16 protein-coding genes are annotated in these 18,596 nt (G+C 39.6%); 4 read left to right on the top strand and 12 right to left on the bottom strand.

Annotation, left to right across the window (positions count from 1 at the left end; all coding sequences use genetic code 11):
* Positions 1 to 51 precede the first annotated feature (51 nt).
* Genes NAG76_15900 through pgmB form a run of 3 tightly spaced genes read left to right on the top strand, consistent with a single transcriptional unit; the run spans position 52 to position 5,304 of the window.
* Positions 52 to 2,349: a family 65 glycosyl hydrolase gene (locus NAG76_15900; protein ID URN93305.1), complete on the top strand. Its 2,298-nt coding sequence runs from the start codon at positions 52 to 54 to the stop codon at positions 2,347 to 2,349.
* 3 nt (positions 2,350 to 2,352) lie between these two features.
* Positions 2,353 to 4,623, top strand: a complete 2,271-nt coding sequence (locus NAG76_15895) for a glycoside hydrolase family 65 protein (protein URN93304.1) — start codon at positions 2,353 to 2,355, stop codon at positions 4,621 to 4,623.
* Between the two features lie 45 nt (positions 4,624 to 4,668).
* Complete coding sequence (gene pgmB / locus NAG76_15890; protein ID URN93303.1) at positions 4,669 to 5,304, top strand: beta-phosphoglucomutase; 636 nt, start codon at positions 4,669 to 4,671, stop codon at positions 5,302 to 5,304.
* Positions 5,305 to 5,555: 251 nt separating this feature from the next.
* Here pgmB and NAG76_15885 read toward each other — a convergent pair whose 3' ends face one another.
* Positions 5,556 to 7,640: an alpha/beta hydrolase fold domain-containing protein gene (locus NAG76_15885; GenBank protein URN93302.1), complete on the bottom strand. Its 2,085-nt coding sequence runs from the start codon at positions 7,638 to 7,640 to the stop codon at positions 5,556 to 5,558.
* A gap of 475 nt (positions 7,641 to 8,115) precedes the next feature.
* On the opposite strand from NAG76_15885, the gene NAG76_15880 reads away from it, so the two are divergent.
* Positions 8,116 to 8,532: a VOC family protein gene (locus NAG76_15880; GenBank protein URN93301.1), complete on the top strand. Its 417-nt coding sequence runs from the start codon at positions 8,116 to 8,118 to the stop codon at positions 8,530 to 8,532.
* A 183-nt stretch (positions 8,533 to 8,715) separates the two neighbouring features.
* On the opposite strand, the gene NAG76_15875 is transcribed toward NAG76_15880, so the two are convergent.
* The 11 genes from NAG76_15875 to NAG76_15825 form a co-directional block, all read right to left on the bottom strand.
* Positions 8,716 to 9,576, bottom strand: coding sequence for a DNA alkylation repair protein (locus tag NAG76_15875; GenBank protein ID URN93300.1), 861 nt, complete (start codon positions 9,574 to 9,576; stop codon positions 8,716 to 8,718).
* 118 nt (positions 9,577 to 9,694) lie between these two features.
* Positions 9,695 to 10,387, bottom strand: coding sequence for a Crp/Fnr family transcriptional regulator (locus NAG76_15870; GenBank protein ID URN93299.1), 693 nt, complete (start codon positions 10,385 to 10,387; stop codon positions 9,695 to 9,697).
* Positions 10,388 to 10,756: 369 nt separating this feature from the next.
* Complete coding sequence (locus tag NAG76_15865) at positions 10,757 to 11,776, bottom strand: SPFH domain-containing protein (GenBank protein ID URN93298.1); 1,020 nt, start codon at positions 11,774 to 11,776, stop codon at positions 10,757 to 10,759.
* Positions 11,777 to 11,868: 92 nt separating this feature from the next.
* A complete protein-coding gene (locus NAG76_15860) occupies positions 11,869 to 12,660 on the bottom strand; it encodes a TPM domain-containing protein (GenBank protein URN93297.1) in 792 nt (263 codons plus the stop codon).
* Entirely contained in the window at positions 12,657 to 13,688 is a 1,032-nt protein-coding gene (locus NAG76_15855; protein ID URN93296.1) for a TFIIB-type zinc ribbon-containing protein, read from the bottom strand. Before NAG76_15855 ends, NAG76_15860 begins: the two co-directional genes overlap by 4 nt.
* A gap of 26 nt (positions 13,689 to 13,714) precedes the next feature.
* Positions 13,715 to 14,305: a PspA/IM30 family protein gene (locus NAG76_15850; protein ID URN93295.1), complete on the bottom strand. Its 591-nt coding sequence runs from the start codon at positions 14,303 to 14,305 to the stop codon at positions 13,715 to 13,717.
* A gap of 148 nt (positions 14,306 to 14,453) precedes the next feature.
* Entirely contained in the window at positions 14,454 to 15,239 is a 786-nt protein-coding gene (locus NAG76_15845) for a sensor domain-containing protein (GenBank protein ID URN93294.1), read from the bottom strand.
* Positions 15,240 to 15,422: 183 nt separating this feature from the next.
* Positions 15,423 to 15,947 (bottom strand): GNAT family N-acetyltransferase, encoded by a 525-nt coding sequence (locus NAG76_15840; protein ID URN93293.1) that lies wholly within the window; start codon positions 15,945 to 15,947, stop codon positions 15,423 to 15,425.
* Positions 15,948 to 16,172: 225 nt separating this feature from the next.
* On the bottom strand, positions 16,173 to 16,508 hold the full coding sequence (locus tag NAG76_15835) for a YolD-like family protein (protein URN93292.1): 336 nt from the start codon (positions 16,506 to 16,508) through the stop codon (positions 16,173 to 16,175).
* Positions 16,505 to 17,749: a DNA polymerase IV gene (locus NAG76_15830; GenBank protein URN93291.1), complete on the bottom strand. Its 1,245-nt coding sequence runs from the start codon at positions 17,747 to 17,749 to the stop codon at positions 16,505 to 16,507. Before NAG76_15830 ends, NAG76_15835 begins: the two co-directional genes overlap by 4 nt.
* A gap of 489 nt (positions 17,750 to 18,238) precedes the next feature.
* The gene (locus NAG76_15825) at positions 18,239 to 18,526 is read right to left on the bottom strand and encodes a stage VI sporulation protein F (GenBank protein URN93290.1); all 288 of its coding nucleotides are present in this window, start codon (positions 18,524 to 18,526) and stop codon (positions 18,239 to 18,241) included.
* Positions 18,527 to 18,596: the final 70 nt, after the last annotated feature.

The following is an 18,596-nucleotide window of genomic DNA, read 5'->3' as shown; positions in this document are numbered from 1 at the left end:
TCATGCTTTCTGCTTATCCACTTATTAGAGCAATTAAGGGAGTGAACAAGTATGGCAAAAGTAGCAGATAAGTATCTCGTTGTAGATACTTGGAAAGTCATTGAGGAAGGCTTTGATCCTACTCGTAACCGTGTATCCGAATCTATCTTCTCATTAGGCAATGAATATATGGGTGTGCGTGCATATCCAGAAGAAGGTTATAGCGGTGATTGTTTAAGAGGTAGCTATTTCAACGGATTATTTGAGGAAAGTAAAGTGCCTGCTCATTACAAAGGGATCATTCGATTTTTACGCTTTATGGTGAACTCTGTTGATTGGTTATACACAAGAATCAATGTCAATGGAGAAGCTTTAGATTTGGCAACGAGTACTTTTAGCGAGTTTAGAAGAGAGCTAGACTTTAAACGCGGTACCTATGTTCGCAGTTTCGTCTGGCACTTAGCAGATGGAAAACAGCTCAAATTAACATTTGAGCGTTTTGTAAGTATGGAAGTTTCTAACTTGGGTTGTCAGCGGATTATGTTCGAACCGCTTAACTTCTCTGGTGAAGTTACGGTGAGAACAGGTCTTGATTTCTCTATTATCCACGAGGATCAAGGCCGTTGCTTCTGGGAAAGTGTTAAGCAAGAGCAAATCAATGGAGTTTCAGCTATTCTTGGTGAAACCGTATCTACGAAAAACCGCCTCTTCTCTGGCTTTACGATCGATGTACCTCATGCTCTCGACACTAAGCCTGTTGAAGAGAATCTCTTTATTGGACAGGATGTAACCATCAAGCTAACTCAAGGAACAGCATCCAACTTTGATAAATTCGTATACAACTATGCAGAAAAGGATTTATCTATCTCACATGATGTCATGTGGAGTACGACACTTGAGCAAGTACAGTCTTATGTTGGGGCTAGCTATGTGTCTTTGGCTCAGCAACAAGTGAACTACTGGGAAAAGGTTTGGACGGAATCTGATATCGTTATCGAAGGCGATCCCGACAATCAGCAGGGCATTCGATTCTGCATTTTTAATTTGTATCAAACCTATCATGGTGATAATCCTGGATTCAATATTGGTGCGAAAGGACTTACAGGTGAAGCTTATCGTGGTTTGGCATTTTGGGATACAGAATCATATTGCCTACCATTTTATATATTCAACAATCCAAAAGCAGCGAAAAGCTTGCTAGAGTTCCGTTACCAATCATTACCTCACGCCCTTGAACGTGCAAAAGATCTGGACTGTCAAGGTGCGTTTTATCCGATTGCTACAATTGACGGTACAGAAAGTTGTGATCTATGGCAGCATTCCAATTTACAACTTCATGTTGGAACGGCTGTCGCTTATGGCATTCGTCACTATGTCAACATTACAGGTGATACTGAATTTCTTTATGAGAAAGGTTTAGAGATGCTAATCCAAATTAGTCGATTCTATGCTACTCGTGGGCAATGGGGACAACAGACAGGGCTATACGGCTACTTCGGCGTAATGGGACCCGATGAGTTCCAACTTATGGTTAACAACAATTGCTATATTAATCTAATGGCGAAAAAGCTATTTGAATTTACATTAGAAACGATTGATAACATGTCCGAGCATGCCGATCAAGCATTGATAGAATTAGCGACTCGCCTTTCTTTAACAGACGATGAGCAAGCTGACTGGAGCAAAAAAGCGACACTTATGAAAATTCCAAAAGATAACGAAACAGGTATTTATGAAGAACATGATGGTTTCTTTGATATGCCGCATCTGGATATTCACTCTATCCCAGTTACGGAATTCCCGCTGTATTCCAATTGGTCCTACGACCGCCTATATCGGTACGACATGATTAAGCAGCCTGATGTACTAATGTTTATATTTCTATATAGCGGAGACTATTCATCAGCTGAGAAACTTGCAAACTATGAATATTATGAATCTCGTTGTATTCACGAATCCTCTCTATCTCCATCCATTCACTCTATTATTGCAGCTGAAATCGGAAAGGATGAGGAAGCCTATCAGTTCTTTGAATTTGCCACACGTTTAGACCTAGATAATTACAATCGCAATACTCGTGAAGGTTTGCACACTACCTCCATTGCAGCAGCATGGATGAACATCGTATATGGCTTCGGCGGTATGCGTTCGGATGGTAATCATCTCGTCCTACAGCCAACAATTCCTACACGTTGGGAGCGTTACAGCTTCCCTATCTCCTATAAAGGATCTAAGTTACTAATTGAGGTTAGTAAGAATAGCGCTACTATCAAAACGGTTGCTGGCGAAGCTGTTGCCGTTACCATTTATGGTCAAGAACACTATGTTGGGGAGAAAGCACTTGAGATTAGCCTTGTAAAGGTGGGATAAACGATGAGCTGGATTATTAAGGAAGATATCTTCGATAAAGATCGGATTACAACCAATAGTAATAAATATATGATCGGTAATGGTTATATGGGCTATCGCGGTACGTTAGAAGAATTCGATAAAACGCAATTGACAGCAACAACATTAGCTGGTGTTTACGATAGATTTGAAGACAAGTGGCGTGAGCCTGTTAATGCTCCTAATGGACTCGCTACGAAAATTTACTGTGATGGTGAGGAGCTTAATACTCTTACTGCAACAGTTGTTCAACATACTCAGCAATTGGATTATTTTCATGGTGTCCATGAACGCTCTACAACATTTCAGCTTGCAGAGGATCATATCGTTACATTCATTTCGCGACGCTTCTGTAGTGCATCTCGCCTTCATCTACTCGCAAATGAGATCGTATTACAATCAAGTAAATCAGCTGCATTTGTGATCCACACAGGTATTGACGGCGATGTATGGGATATTAACGGCCCGCATCTTGAACAACTAAATGCAACGGCATCTGAAAATATACTCCAGTTAGATGCTGTTACCCATGAGCTAAAACATACGGTATCTGTAGCTGAAGCAATCAGTGTAACATTTGGCGAGCAGCAATTGCTTCTACATGAATATGGCGTTTTTCGGGAAATTAAGCTGGATGCAATAGCTAATGAGAGCTACTCCTTCCAAAAATATGTAGCCGTATATACGAGCTTAGATGATGCGCAAAATTGTTCCTTAGCAGCTTATTCCGAGAGCAAGAAAGCGTTAGTAGCGGGCTTTAAATTATTACTGGAGGAACATCAGCAAGTTTGGCGTGAAAAGTGGAAAAACAGTGACGTCAAAATTAATGGAGATGACAAGGCGCAGGAAGCATTAAGATTCAGCATGTATCAACTCCATATCATTGCACCAGGTCATTCCGAGAGATTATCGATTCCTGCGCGTGGATTATCAGGTCAAGTCTATAAAGGGGCTGTATTTTGGGATACTGAAATGTTCATGCTTCCCTTCTTCCTCTATACTCAGCCAGATATTGCCCGTAATTTGATGATGTATCGAGTTCATACATTGGAAGGTGCAAGAAGAAAGGCTGCCGAATACGGCTATGAAGGAGCATTTTTCGCATGGGAAAGTCAAGAAACCGGCGACGATGCTTGCACATTGTTTAATGTAAACGATGTATTTACAGGTCGTCCAATGCGTACGTATTTCCGTGATAAGCAGGTGCATATTAGTGCTGATGTTGCCCATGGCATTTGGCAATATTACACTTTCACAGGAGATGACAGTATGTTAACCGATGGTGGCGCAGAGGTAATTTGGGAATGTGCCCGCTTCTTCTACTCCTATGCGTATTACAACAGTCGTAAGCAACGTTACGAGATACTAGATGTAACGGGGCCAGATGAATATCATGAGCGTGTAAGTAATAATGCTTTTACTAATAAATTAGTAAAAAGAACGGTTAATATTGCCCTTGAAGCTATGGAAACGTTGAAAGTCATCAATAGGGTGCAATATGAGACATTAATTGCAGGTAGCGAAACTACAATTGAGCAGCTACATCACATGAATAATAACTTATATGTTCCTTCACCCGATGAAAACAGTTTATTAATAGAGCAATTCGATCGTTACTTTACATTAGAAGATGTCAAACTACCTGAGCTGAAATCACGTATTTTGAACAAAAATGAATATCTTGGCGGTGGTAATGGTATTGCTACAACGACGCAAGTTTTGAAACAAGCTGATGTTGTTCTTATGCTTCATCTATTCAAGGATCAATATGACCATGCGACCAAGCAAGCAAACTGGACCTATTACGAGCCACGTACAGAGCATGGCTCAAGCTTAAGCTCTTGCATTTATGCGATGGTAGCTGCTGATGTTGGTTCGTCAGACTGGGCATATCCTTATTTCCTTCGAACAGCAACGATTGATTTGACAGGTGATTCTAAGCAATATGTTGGTGATCTATACATTGGTGGAACACATCCTGCGGCAAATGGTGGTGCTTGGATGGCAGCTGTACTTGGCTTTGCTGGCGTACACTTTAATGGTCAACGAGTACAGATTAAGCCTTCTCTGCCAGAGCAATGGTGTTCTATTCAGTTTCCATTGTTACTTAAAGGTCAATTATTCCAAGTAACAGTGGATAGTAAAACCGTTGTTATTACAACGCAAGGTGAGCATCCTCACTGTATATCATTTGAAATTAACGAGCAATTGCATCATATAGAGGCTGGTCAAGAACTTCGAGTAGAGCTTTCATAATTAGACGATACGACTATGATGTATGATCTGAAGGAGTGAATCGACATGTTAGAACATATGAAAGGTGCCATCTTCGATCTCGATGGCGTTATTGTAGATACAGCAAAATACCATTTCCTCGCTTGGCAATCTTTAGCTCGTCGCTTAGGCTTTGAATTTACGGAGCAGGATAATGAGCGCTTGAAAGGAGTTAGTCGCGTTGAGTCGTTACGCATTCTACTCGAAATCGGTGGTATTGAAGTAGACCAGCAACAATTTGATGAAATGGCTGAAAGTAAAAATATTGAATACGTAGAATATATTAAGAGTCTTCAGCCTGAAGAGATTTTACCTGGAGCAAAAGCATATTTACAGCAATTGAGGAGCAAAGGAATTAAAATCGCTCTTGGCTCAGCTAGTAAAAATGCAAAGTTTATACTAGATAAGCTAGACATTGTTCACCTTTTTGATGTTATTATTGATGGTACAAAAGTATCTAAAGCTAAACCAGATCCAGAAGTTTTCATATCAGCAAGTGTAGCTCTTGGTCTTGATCCGAAGGATTGTGTCGTATTTGAAGATGCAGAAGCTGGGGTACAGGCAGGAAAAGCTGCTGGCTCAAAAGTTGTTGGTATCGGTAGCCAACATCATTTGAAAGAAGCTGATTTTGTAGTTCCAGGTCTGTATGAATTAGTGGGCTAGTCACTTGTAGCAGCTAGTAGGCTAGGCTAGATCAGGTCTATACGAGCTGTTAGGCTCCCGCGCGTAGAAGTTAGAAAGCTATTGACTGAAAGTAGCTTCGACGCTCACATTGTAGTGAGTTTCGAAGCTTCTTTTGCTCAATCGTTCAAATTCAATTATTACTCGCTCGTACCCAGTACTGGATACTCTAAAGATTAGCTTCATTCTATAATAGACATTCTTGTACAAATAACCTTTCAAGGTCCTCCCTATCAATCAGCCAAGTACAAATCCCCAAAGGCATTAACATCTTTGGCAGAACCTATACCACTGTTGTATTCTACCCAGCCCCTGCGACCTTCGCCGTCATTATCATTAACCAGCATCGAAAATTTAAGTTTCATTCCTTGCTTCACCTGCGTCATGTCGTTGCTCAATTCGCCCCAAGGAATTGCGATTTCATAGCTAGTTTTGGCATCTGTACGAACCACCGCATACTGAAGTTCTACCTTATCCCCTATATTGAACCCCCTCGGTGTCAGCCAGCGCCACTTGTATAATGCCCCCTCATCTCCTAGGGCCACACCAATTTCATGAGACTCTGATGGCACTGTACCATCAGAATTCGAAATAGCTATCCCGATCTGGATACTGTCCCCACTCCAGATCGCATCACCTGATGCAGACTGCGCATGCTTGTCATCTAAAACTTCTACCGCAAGGTAAAGATTGTCTAAATCCCATGACATATAGCCAGTCGCACTGACATCCCCCTCGCCTCTCCATCCGATGATTTTGACATCTTTCACATCAAAGCTAGACTGATCACTCCACTCCGACAGGTTACCGTCAATTTCAACAAGCTGTCTGAACTTTGGTAACTGAAGCGCGTTAAAGGAATTCACCGCCGTCTGCAATAGTGTGCCAGCTTCATTGTAAGCCTTCAATGTGCGCTCTCCTCTTGCAAGCTCAGGAATATCAAGTTGGACGCTATTTCCCGGTTCGAGCTCCTCAATTGTAGAAGTATAAATGCCTTGCGTAGATTGTGCAGTCTCATAATTGGCTTCCACTAAACCACTGAAATTGTTCATCGATAGATTCGTAATTTCCATGTGAGTTTTTATCGCCTTGTTGGTTTCATCATAAAATGTCTCATAGCGTACCTCTAGTGGGTCAATGACGTTCACATTAAGAGTAAATCCTCTTGTTGTTACACTATCCCCATCTCGTGAGACGAAAAGTGAATGACTTCCGCGCTTCAAACCTACCGGGATCTGGATCCGAAGTATGCCCTCATCTTCGCTAATGAATAACCAGTCTTCCGGCAAAGCGATATTGAGCTGCTCCTTTGATTGACCTCTGTATGCTTCGGGTAATTTAATCTCAAAGGTATCACCAGAAGCAACCGACATCCCAGAGTTTTCTGGCAGCTTTGCAAAATCGCTACTATTCCTGATGTTCCATAAGAAATGAGATGTCGTCTCAATAATTTCATTGAAATATTTCGCATTTTTGTAATCGTGCCCGACATCCTCCATCGTGAGAAGATTATTATACACACCTATTCCATTTAATTGTCCAGCCAACCTAACACTTTGCACATAGGGTATTAATTGGTCTATTGTCCCATGAATAATAAGTATCGGTGGAAGCTTGCTGTTTGCACTTATCCTCAGATCACCTCCATATATATCTACTATGGCTATGATAGACTTAGCGATTGATGAATCCTTTGTAAGATACTCATTGATATAGTTTATCGAAAGATGACCTCCTGCCGAATCGCCGCCAATAACAATCTGACTGGCGTCCATGCCATAAATCTCTGCGTTATCTTTAATCCACTCTATTACATCACTTATATCTTCATAAGCGTCACTAAGCGTGCTGGAGAAATTCAGGAATGGATCCTTCTTCAATCTATAATTGACTGATACTACAACATATCCCCGTTTCGCCAATTCCGACGAAAACTCGGCTGCGTCATACTTATCCCCTCCCGTATAACCGCCACCATGAATGAACATAAATATCGGTCTTTGCTCATTATCGTCTCCGACTGGCTCATACAGATCGAGTTTTAGAGCTTCTTCAACATCTGTTTCGTTTCTCTTACTCGCATACACAATATCGCTTTTTAATTTAACTTCAAAGGTTGGAGTCAAATAATCGACCCGATCTCGTCCGTTACTGACAGTAGTATTGATATTTGCTGCATTAGTAGTAACTGTATCTTCGACCACTACTTCTTTCTCTTGATTTTCAGAATTGCTCTCATTGTCTCGATTATTCATTAGCAGCAAGCAACCTAGCACGATAAGTATAATTGTAACAATGTAAATAAGCCCACGCTTCACTATGACAACCTCCCAGAAATAGTTTTTATGGCATTACGCACTTCTAGATGCTAACTACTCGAATTCCTATGCTGTATAATTCCGATCATAGATCCATTATAAAATCCAGTAATTGTATAACAAACATGTATCACTACGTGAATTATGTTTGTTATTACGCACTTTTTAAGTGGGTTACTGTGTTAAAAATTATTCCCTTCTTGGTTAAGTGAGTTGATTATACTTAGCTCACGTTAACAAGCAACAAAAAACGCCAGCATTAGAAATCAATGATTGGCGTTTTTTGTTATTAGAGAAAAAAAAGAAGATGGCCTTGTTCCTGAAGAGCTAAAAGACCGAGTCTTCCCACTCTTAGTCTTTTAGATTAAAAATGATTTCATAGACTATTTGACATAAGGTAAGTTAAATAATATGCTCAATCCAATAACTGTATTTTACATTTATTAAGTTAAATCAATCGATGAGGTGATTTGAAATGGCATTTCAACCAAGTAAAACCTTTATTAACATGCCCGTTAAAGATTTGAAGAACACGATGGATTTCTTCAAGCAAGTTGGTTTCGAATTCAATATGCAGTTCACAGACGAGAATGCTACAAGCATGATTATTAATGACAATACCTTTGCAATGCTGCTTGTAGAGCCATATTTCCAATCATTCACCAATAAGGAACTTGTCGATGCAACGAAATCGACAGAGATGCTCATAGCCTTATCGGTTGATAACCGTGCCCAAGTGGATGAGATTGTGAACAAAGCACTTGCAGCCGGGGGAACACATTCAAATGACCCGAAGGACTATGGTTTTATGTACAGTTGGAGCTTTCAAGATATTAACGGACACATATGGGAAGTCTTTTATATGGAAGATCCTGAAAATCACCAATCATAATCCGTTATTTACTTAAATGAACATAATGAGTATGGCTAACGACCTTAGATCGTTAGTCATACTTACTTGCCCTTTGACGCTCCATAATGCCATAAAGTCGCTCATATGCAGTTTATGGAGCACTTGTACTAGCACTTGGTAATGTATCATTTACAACATCTGTTCGCAAATAGACTGAAAGTATTACTTCGCTAAGCTTCTTTGCCCCCGAGTAACGATCCGCTTTGTCTCCTTTGTATCTGAGATCTTCAACCATTGCTGACAGATTTGCTTTACCCACTCTGGATTGGTTTTACTAGCATCATTCAACCAATTACTTACTGAATCTTGAACATATTTAGCTGGATCAGACAATACCGATTCGATAAGTGGCAGAGCTAACTGTGGATTCTCTTTTAGAGCAATAATATGTTTGGCCCACACACCTTGCGGACGTGTCAATTCAATAGCATATCTCCGTATATTAGCATCTTCATCATGCACCCAATCACTTAAATAATGTATAAACTCTATTAAATTGTTGATAATATCCTCTCGTAAAGCCATCCAAGCAATTTCACGGACTCCAAAATGCGAATCGGCAGCAAACGGACGAATATTTACTAATTTGTCGTGTACACTCATTCGTTGATCCTGACCAATAATGTACGCAGCCCAACAGCGAACACTATCTGAATGGTGCTGCGCTAATGTAACGTAAAGCTCGGATTTATATAGCTCTGTACTACTATCTCCCACCGATCTACTATCTAATAGTACCTTCCATTCAAGAGCAATTGCCGGTATTATTTTCATAACTTTCTTGTCAGCTAGATTACTCACTCTTCGAATAATCGGTGAAGACTCCTCTGCTAAACCTAATTCATCTAGAACATGTTGCAGTAGAGTTACATGATCAACAGCAAGCCATTCCGTCAAATTTACGGTTTGTAATTGTCCTTTTTGTAACAGTTCTATCACTTCATGCGGAATCTCACTCATCTTTCGAGCACCTTTCCTATCTAACAATTCATCGGTCAGTACAACTATCCGCTCATTATTCATCGAAATCTTCCTTTCACATACAAGTTGAAGGGATTATTTCGTCCCTTTTCCTGATATGTTACTGTACTCTCGATTAATAAGATGTAATGCACTTCACAACTCAGACCAATAGTTCTTTTTAATGACTTGAAGTTATATGTCTCGCTATAATCTTTTCTCGATCTATATGTATTGTCCTAAAACCTGTCCTAACTAACCCTTCTTTAACAAGTTCCTGCAACGCCATCGTAACAGCTTCTCTACTTACTCCTATTAAATTAGCAATTTCTTGATGAGATAGTGGAACGCTGATTTTGTAATAACAATCATCACTCTTTTCCCCATATTCATCAGCTAACTTCATAAGAACGAATAAAATTTTGTTATGCAGATTACCAAGCACTAAATTTTCTGCTAACTGACTCATACTTGTAATTCGCTCGCTCAACACTTTCATTAGTGACAACATAAATCGCGGTCGGTTACAAATGAAATCTTCAAATCTCTTAGAATCAATTTGACAAATATGACTCTCTTCTATCGTTTCAATATAATGTTCCCTTGTTCCAAATGAGATCATGTCTAGTTCACCAAATACATTTCCTTCATTAATAATATCCGATGTAAATTGCTTCCCTTCCTCGTTCACTTTGTATAAGCGAACCTTTCCCTTTTTCACAAAAAATAACCGCTCAGAAAACGTTTCTGGCGTTTGGATAAAAGTGTTTTTCGGGACAACTGTTATTACAGTCAATTGTTCCATCTCAATTAAATCATCCGTATCTAGCGCATGAAGCAAATTAAATTGTGATAAGTAATGAATGTTATCCATTGTTCCCCCTGCTTACTTTTACTACTGTAAGCTTAATTGTTAGTAGTTATTTCTGTTCTTTACTCTTGCATTAATTTAATCTATGCACCATTTCATACTTATTGCTAACAATTCACTCTTAGATCGATATGACTAAATCTGCTCATTGTATAACTACATATCAGACTATGAAATATACCTAATAGGTATATTATAATATAATATTTAATCGCAATACCGATGATATAACCCAATATTATCTTCAAAAAGAACAACCGCTACTACTCAATTATATAGCTTTTCAAAATAGAAAAAAGAACAGCCTAGTTTGCTCGGCTGCTCTTACAAGTATATTAGCTCTCACTCTATTCATTCCACTCAAGCCGTCAGCTAGTTCAGCTTTTGACCACAATTAGGGCAGAAATTAGCGCCCTCGTTCTTTGTACCGCAGTTCGGACAGAAGTTATGTTTCATACTGCCTTGAGGAGCATCAGGTTTCCCTTGTGCTGATTCTGAAGATTTCGGAGCTGAAGTCTGCTGATTCTGAATGGGACTTTGGCTTTGATTCGAGTTCATATTTTTCATCATTTCATTGGCCATATTCATTCCCATCATCATACCTGCCATATCCGATGCCGCACCACCACCTTTAATATTGCCAGAAGCGATCCCGTCCGTCATACTAACCTGCTGATATTTCTGCAAATTGCCGATCATTTCATGAGAAGCTGTTTTCGTAATCATATCTTGAATTTCTTTCGGATAATTGAAGCTCATCACTTGGAAGCCTGTAATTGTCATCCCATTATCCATCACTTCCATGTCCAAGTCCTCGCGAATACCTCTAGCAATTTCAGAAGCATTTGCCTGCAGATTGAACATATCCTTCCCTTCTCTGCTAATCCATTTCATAAGTAGTTGATCCAGCACTGAAGTAATACGAAGTTTTACATCCTCTACAAGATAGCTGTTTTTAATGCCTGCAATTTTATCAATAAGTGTCACATAGTCATTGACCTTAAAGTTAAACGTACCATTGGCACGAATCGGCATTCCTCCTGGTAGCTGCGGTGTCGGAATAAGAACCGGATTTTGAGTTCCCCATTTGATGGTAAATTCCTTTGTATTAACGAACAACACTTCCACACGCATTCCACTATTAAAGCCAAACTTAAAGCCTTTCAGAGTAGATAAAAAAGGAATAATATCGGAATCAATATTATACTCTCCCTCATCCTCAAACAAGCCCTCTATCTTGCCGTTATTAATAAATATTGCATCTTGACCAGAGCGAATAATGAGCTTACTGCCTTTCTTAATCTCACGATTGCTCCACTTCCAAAAAATCATATCATCTCTAAACTCTTCCCATTCCACCACATTTGAAAATTGATTTTTGAAAAATACCATACTAATATTCCTCCCTAAACTTTTCATATACTTTCAATTTAACTTCTCAGATTTGAAAATTCATTTCCAAAGCATTAACATAAACCTAATAATTAAAATTTCCCTCTGCTTCCACTATGTGAATGGCCGCCACCCGTAAAGCCACCACCACCGCCTCCACCACCACTATTGTTATTCTTCTGGATTTTAGTTTTAGTTACAGTCGTCCGAATGTATTGATCCTTATGATCTAGCATTCCTGAGGTGCTTGCATCCTCATAGGTGTTCCGATTTACCGTTACACGACCACCAGAGTTGTATGCCATAATACTAACGACAATCGCTCCAATTACTGCAGCTGCCCCTAACTGGAACCAAATATTAAATAAAATATTATCTGGGTTCACTCCAGGCTTGAAGCTCATATATCGATGTACTGTCGCTATATACTTTTCAAATCCGTCCGCATAAGCTCCATCAGATAAATAAGGAGTAATCTTATTACGTATTTTATCCAATCTATCATCATCCAAATATTGCTCTGCTTTATAAAAGCCAGCTAAGTATACATCCCGATTCCTCATATCCATCGTCAGTATTACAGCGTTACCATGGGGTTTATCGTACCCTGGTCCATAATTGTCATAAAAATTCTCTGTCATTTTTACGACATCCATGTTGTCTGAATTGGTAGACGTTAAAATAATGATATCTGTTTCTCGCTCAGCTCCTAATTCATTCGCAAGCTTATTTAGCCTATTATATTGTTCTTGATTGAGTAGCTCGGCCTCATCATAGATTAAAACTTTACCGTCCGCTGATTCCGCCATCACTGTAATGACAGGACCTACAAGAAGCATAACTATGAAAAACGGAAGGATAAAAATTAGTTGCTGCTTCTTCATAGAAATCCTCCCCCCATCATCCATGAAATGCATTTTAATGACAGTAAAGAGATGCCAAAAATACCCGCGAACCACGCTAAAACCTTTGCCTTGCTAATCGGAGGCTTACCTACTACTTTTCCCGTCTGACCATTCATTGCAAATGTATATTCTAGTTTATTGAAGTCGTAATGAACAACCCACACAGGCAGCAAACAATAGTCCGCATTCGTAAATATATTTTTAATGTTTTTATTACTAAAATTATAAGAAGCATATCCTGACACCGATGATGAAATGGAAGCTTCGATATATTGCTTAATTTTATCTTTGGCCCTAGGAAGTAGCTGACCGTCATCATAGCTGTACTTTTCTGCAATATAACCAGCGAGATATGGCGTTTTGAAGTCCTTCAGCTGCTGGTAAGGAAATGGCTCTAGCTTATCCATCAACTGATCATTCATTTTCTCTGATGCATCGACGGGCACCATTTTATAATTTAAGCGAAGCTTGCGGTAAATATCAAAGTGTTGCGTTTCCGTATAGCGATAATCACCACTTACATAGGTTCTTACTTTGGTTCCATGGCCTTGAGCCTCGACAATATTATGTAGCTCATAGAGCCAGAAAGGAACATATAATCCGGTAATTCCTTTAATACGATCCGCAGTAACAAATCCTTTAGGCGTAAGCAAGCCCCTTTTGCACCATTTCTGAAAAGCCTTCATTGCTTGCTCTTTACTAATTGAGAACGGAATGACCATTGCAGGGGCCAGCTTTCCTGCCAACCTATCCCCGAGAACGACAGCGGAGCCACAAAAGCTACATACGGTAGCAGCAGTTTCTAATTGAGTCATAATAACAGCTCCACAGCTATTACAATGATACTCACTAGCTTCATTCTCAGAATATGCTTGCTTTATAAGCGGTTCAGGAATTTGTTCAATATCTTCTTTTCTTCCACAGCTGCTGCAAGACAACGATCCAGTTGCGCTATCAAAGGTCATCCCGCTACCACAGCTTGGGCATTTATAATCAACTACTTGCATCTGCTCACCTCAATAACTAAAAAATTTTATTGCTTATTCTTTAATTGCGCGAATCGTCGGTCCAAATCATCGTTATCATGATGATCTGCTTGCAGCTCAGCAAGGGCCGCCGCTTTATCCAATGCAAAATTCACCTTTTCCTCCATTGCTTCTATTGAAGAATCATATTTGGATCGAGCAGCAACGGCTAGCTTTCCCTTCAACTCATAGTAGCTTGCCTCTAGCTGACCGATATCAGATACAAGCTTATGCTGCATTTGCTCCATACATTCCGCGTTTTTCGCTGCCTGCTCGTATGCCGATTGTAGCTCATGTAGCCGCTCGGTCTGCTTTGCTTTTTTTCCTAAAAACTTTAACGCATCACCATCATTACCCGCTTCTACAGATTTTTCTGCATATCGTTGCAGTTTTTTAATATCTGCACTGCATTCATCAAGTAGCGTCTTAGATCTTCGCTCATTCAAAACTATCGCAGCCGTTTCTGCCTTCACTGCCCCTAAATCCTGATTCAGCTTTCGCATATATTCTTCGATAACCTTCATCGGATCCTCTGCTCGATCCATTAATGAATGGATATTAGCCTTCATAATATCGTTAAATCTAGACAAAATCCCCATAATGATTGCCCTCCTCATTGCTTAAGCCAATATATTTATATACTACATTATTTTTAAAGAAAAGGATTCAAAATCTAGAAACAAAAAGAACACTCCGCAAAAAATAATGAGTGTTCTGCTCAAATCTATATTTCAAAAGAGCGAGATTCTAAATTTCTTTGTAGGCTGGCTGCATCATCACTTGAGTCGAATGATCTTCAGGAAAATCATAATATGACGTCTGCATCTGAGATTCTGCTTGCACTGGCGTGTTTGTTTGCTCATATGGCTCATCTACATACATAATTCTACGCTGAATCTGCATAAGTCCATTCACAATACGAAGCGCGATCCAGAAAAGCACAAGACCAAAACCTACGTACAGCATATATTGTTGATTTAACGTCCAATCGATATGAAAATAACTGAACAAGCTATGCTCCAATATATCAAGTTGGATTTCATTCATTAAAATGATGTGCAAGGCTGGCAAAGTAATAAATCCAAGTGCTAGTGATATCACCGTTATCATAATAACAAAAAATACGATGCTTGTTACAAATCTAAGCAACACAAGCAGCAGATTTCTAATGAATAACTTACCATCAAAACCTCTCACCATTTGCATAAACCAATTCTGTCTAGTCTCGGACTGTCCATTATAAGAATGCGGAACAGCAGGAGTCGGTAAACCTAAAATTTGTCTTATCATATTTTGTTCAAAATTCACTATCCCATTCAATAGCTTAGCTACCCCAAAAAACAGCGGAATTCCGATAAATATTGGAGCTAGTCCGATCGATAAAACAATTCCTGTTATCGCTATTGTAAAATAGATAATTCCTAAAGGGAGAGACAACAAAAAATAGAGAATTGTTGCATAGGTTTTCGGATTAAAAAGCACCCAGTTCACTTTACCTGTAGACGTTTTGTCAGTCACTTCAATTGCCTTCATATTCGTACACTTCCTTCGGTTTCACAAGCTCACGCTCTAAGTTATAAATCAATTATAACTTCATGATTTGCATGATATAACCGACTTAGGAAGTGTTTGTGCCTAGTCTTTAGACTAGGGAGTGTATCATTTATGCATCATTATTGATTACACATTATCAATTTAAGTGTACCTCATATTGCCCTACTCAGTACCATCCGGTGTATACACCATGCAATACTGCTCAAGTGAACTATTCTGTAGCGGAATAACTTTTACCTTACGGAACTTATAATGTTCATACATAGGTATATTACTCGGAGTCTGTGTTTCTAACGAACATAAATAATTGTTGGCTTTGCATTCGTCCAGTAGCGGTTTAATAATCTTTGAGACAAAACCTTGTCCACGATAACGTTGCTGCACAACAAGCATATCCAAATGCATATACTTCTGATTCCCAAGCATTGATAACCATGCAGAACTCATATTCAATAAAATAGACAATCCTCTAATATACCCTCTTATACCAATGACTCGACAAATCGGTAAAGACTTAATAATTGCTAGTCCGATTCTCTTCATATAATTCATGTTAGAGCGCAACGTTCCTGTCTGGCGCTCTGAGTGGAACACCAATGCGACAGCTTCATAATTATTCGACGTCGTTAGCAAATCGGAATAAGGATATAGCATTTCAATATAGCGATGAAAAAATATTTTCAGCACGCGAAGTCTTGTTGTTTCATCAGGTAGGATATGTTGATAGAGCGGGTCGTCCTGTGCGAATTCTTCTGCTAGAACACTGGCCGCTCTAGGAATGTCATCTTGATGAATTTTTAATAATTTACTACAAATAGTTCCACCTCATTAATTGTCATTAAATTATGCAAGTTGACTGTAAAAACCATACCCGAGTATTATAGCTCCCCAGTCAACTACATACAATGACAATTATTCCACCACAAGATCAATAATTTCCGCAAGCTTAATCCAACGCGACTCGTCTTCCTGGACCAATTTCATCCGAGCTTGCAACGGATCAATCCGTTCTACTTTGCCCGTTATCCATCGATCTTGGAACAAATCATAGATGCGAATACGAACAGTAGCCTCTTCATTCATCGCTTCGGCAAACTGATAAGAAAGCTCAGCTAATCGTTGTTCGTCAACGTGCGGACGTTCTTTCCGATCCAGATTTTTGCGAAATTCATTATAGGCTTCCTTATGTTCTGGGAGCATCATTCGCGATGACTCGAATAGACCATTCCCTGTTAATTTCAAACTCATTTATAATGACCTCCAATCTTACCTGCACGATCAATTGCTTGACCTGCCGCCGTTAACGATGATGCCCGCATAATTGCTGTGTTGCCATAACGGGCTTTAATCGAATCTGTCGTACGGGCGAGGGCAAGTCGTTCCTCACGATTATCAAATAACGTCATCTGATATTGTTCATCACTAACAAATTGATTAAGCGTCACCCCAATACTTCGAACTGGTAAGCCATCCCAATGTTTCTCGAGTAATTCAAGTGCGACACTATACACTTCATCTGTTAAATAGGTTGGATCATCCAGCTTCTTCTGACGATGGAATCCTGTAGGATGATCAAAGTCAGCCCCCCGACAACCTACTGACACAACAGAGCCCATATAACCTTTCATCCGAGCACGTTGACATACAAGTTCTGTTAACTCTAAAAGCGGCACCTTGATTGCTTCCAACGTTTCATAATCAACAGGTAGCGTCATATGATGCCCGATGCCTTTCTGTGCAATGTGCGTCATCGGAGAAACCGGTGAATCATCGATGCCATTAGCAATTCGCCATAACACCTCACCGTTAACTCCCCAGCGACGACGTAATGTAGCAAGTGGCGTGCGAGCTAGCTCCCCTATAGTATGAATACCCATCACTTGAAGATGATGCTTCATCTTTCTACCAACCATAAACATATTGCCGATTGGAAGTGGCCATAGCACCTGTGCAATATGTGATATAGGTAAATGAAATAGTCCTGATGCATTTTGTTTGGCAAAGTGATCACAAGCCATTTTACTAAGCACTTTATTGCTACTTATGCCAATTCGAATACGGACTCCTGTCTCTCGCATCACTTGGCGCTGAATCGCGTATGCCATTTGTTCCGTAGAATGATAATTTTGCACACTACCTGTCACATCAAGATGCTGTTCATCGATACTGTATGGTTCCACAAGATCTGTATAGCTTTGATAGATCGCTGTAATTTGCAAAGATACTTTAATGTACTCCTCCATACGGGGCGTAATAATAGCTACATTAGGGCATTTGGCAATCGCCTCACCTAACTTCTCGGCAGTTTTAATGCCATACTGCTTTGCAATTGGGCAAGCAGCTAATATAATACCTGAACGCCTTTCTGGATCACCCGCTACAACAAGTGGTTGACCCTCTAATTCTGGATGAGCAACTTTTTCTACCGTTGCATAGAAAGACTGACAGTCTGCTAACATAATGATGCGCTCTTGTTTCTTATCCCCCATCGCATTCGCCCCACAAATCATTTCACAATTATATGTTCTTCTATTTTACGCGAACAACAGAACATATGTTCTTATTTATTATATACTCTTATTCTATTTGTTATGCAACTGAAATTTATGACAGTTCATCCATCAGATAACAAAAAAGCATTCATCGGCTGTTACATGCGAACATGTAACAAGCAATGAATGCTTTTTCCAAGGGGTAATTCAAAAAGCGGACTTATGTTTTCGATGTTGTGCTAACGTAGCTTATTCGACATCGAATATGAAGCGAACTTGGAAAGTACGGTTCGCGTGTACTAAACATGTACACTTGCGCTTCCGCCTTCCTCATGTAGCGCGTCATCTTCTTGGCTTGCGAAAGCCCGCTTTTTGAACCTTCATTTTAATTGGTTAGTTCAAAAAGCGGGCTTATGTTTTCGATGAGTATGCTATCGTAGCTTATTCGGCATCGAACATGAAGCGAACTTGCACTGTTACACTAATTTAGCGGAACATACTCCATAGTTTTAATAAATGAAGCGTATTGTTTGGATCTATTTTTTGCGCTAACACGAACGAAACGATTTGTTCTTCTTGTGTATCGGTTAGTTTTTCTTGCAAGATCGTTGCGGCTGACTTCGTAAGCTTACGAACCTTTACTCGATCTTGCAAATCGTATTTGGTAGCATCACCAAGTAATTTGCGAAGACGTTCTTTTGTAGCTGGATTTTTCGACTTAAACTTTACTCGCTCCACTAACTGCGGACTAATACCGAATTTTTGATAACTCATTGATCAGACACCTCCGTATAGGCAACTAGCTCTAATGAATTAACTATATGCAGGCGATCGCTAATAATTG

This window comes from Candidatus Pristimantibacillus lignocellulolyticus, from assembly GCA_023639215.1.
Taxonomy (GTDB): Bacteria; Bacillota; Bacilli; order Paenibacillales; family Paenibacillaceae; genus Pristimantibacillus; species Pristimantibacillus lignocellulolyticus.
The sequence above is the reverse complement of the archived record's forward strand: the minus strand, read 5'-3'. Positions and strand labels throughout refer to the sequence as shown.

Excerpts from the sequence above, each read along its gene's own strand:
- NAG76_15900 (URN93305.1), top strand. The coding sequence starts at position 52 with ATGGCAAAAGTAGCAGATAAGTATCTCGTTGTAGATACTTGGAAAGTC.
- NAG76_15895 (URN93304.1), top strand. The coding sequence starts at position 2,353 with ATGAGCTGGATTATTAAGGAAGATATCTTCGATAAAGATCGGATTACA.
- pgmB (URN93303.1), top strand. The coding sequence starts at position 4,669 with ATGTTAGAACATATGAAAGGTGCCATCTTCGATCTCGATGGCGTTATT.
- NAG76_15880 (URN93301.1), top strand. The coding sequence starts at position 8,116 with ATGGCATTTCAACCAAGTAAAACCTTTATTAACATGCCCGTTAAAGAT.
- NAG76_15875 (URN93300.1), bottom strand. The coding sequence starts at position 9,576 with ATGAATAATGAGCGGATAGTTGTACTGACCGATGAATTGTTAGATAGG.
- NAG76_15870 (URN93299.1), bottom strand. The coding sequence starts at position 10,387 with ATGGATAACATTCATTACTTATCACAATTTAATTTGCTTCATGCGCTA.
- NAG76_15865 (URN93298.1), bottom strand. The coding sequence starts at position 11,776 with ATGGTATTTTTCAAAAATCAATTTTCAAATGTGGTGGAATGGGAAGAG.
- NAG76_15860 (URN93297.1), bottom strand. The coding sequence starts at position 12,660 with ATGAAGAAGCAGCAACTAATTTTTATCCTTCCGTTTTTCATAGTTATG.
- NAG76_15855 (URN93296.1), bottom strand. The coding sequence starts at position 13,688 with ATGCAAGTAGTTGATTATAAATGCCCAAGCTGTGGTAGCGGGATGACC.
- NAG76_15850 (URN93295.1), bottom strand. The coding sequence starts at position 14,305 with ATGGGGATTTTGTCTAGATTTAACGATATTATGAAGGCTAATATCCAT.
- NAG76_15845 (URN93294.1), bottom strand. The coding sequence starts at position 15,239 with ATGAAGGCAATTGAAGTGACTGACAAAACGTCTACAGGTAAAGTGAAC.
- NAG76_15835 (URN93292.1), bottom strand. The coding sequence starts at position 16,508 with ATGAGTTTGAAATTAACAGGGAATGGTCTATTCGAGTCATCGCGAATG.
- NAG76_15830 (URN93291.1), bottom strand. The coding sequence starts at position 17,749 with ATGGGGGATAAGAAACAAGAGCGCATCATTATGTTAGCAGACTGTCAG.
- NAG76_15825 (URN93290.1), bottom strand. The coding sequence starts at position 18,526 with ATGAGTTATCAAAAATTCGGTATTAGTCCGCAGTTAGTGGAGCGAGTA.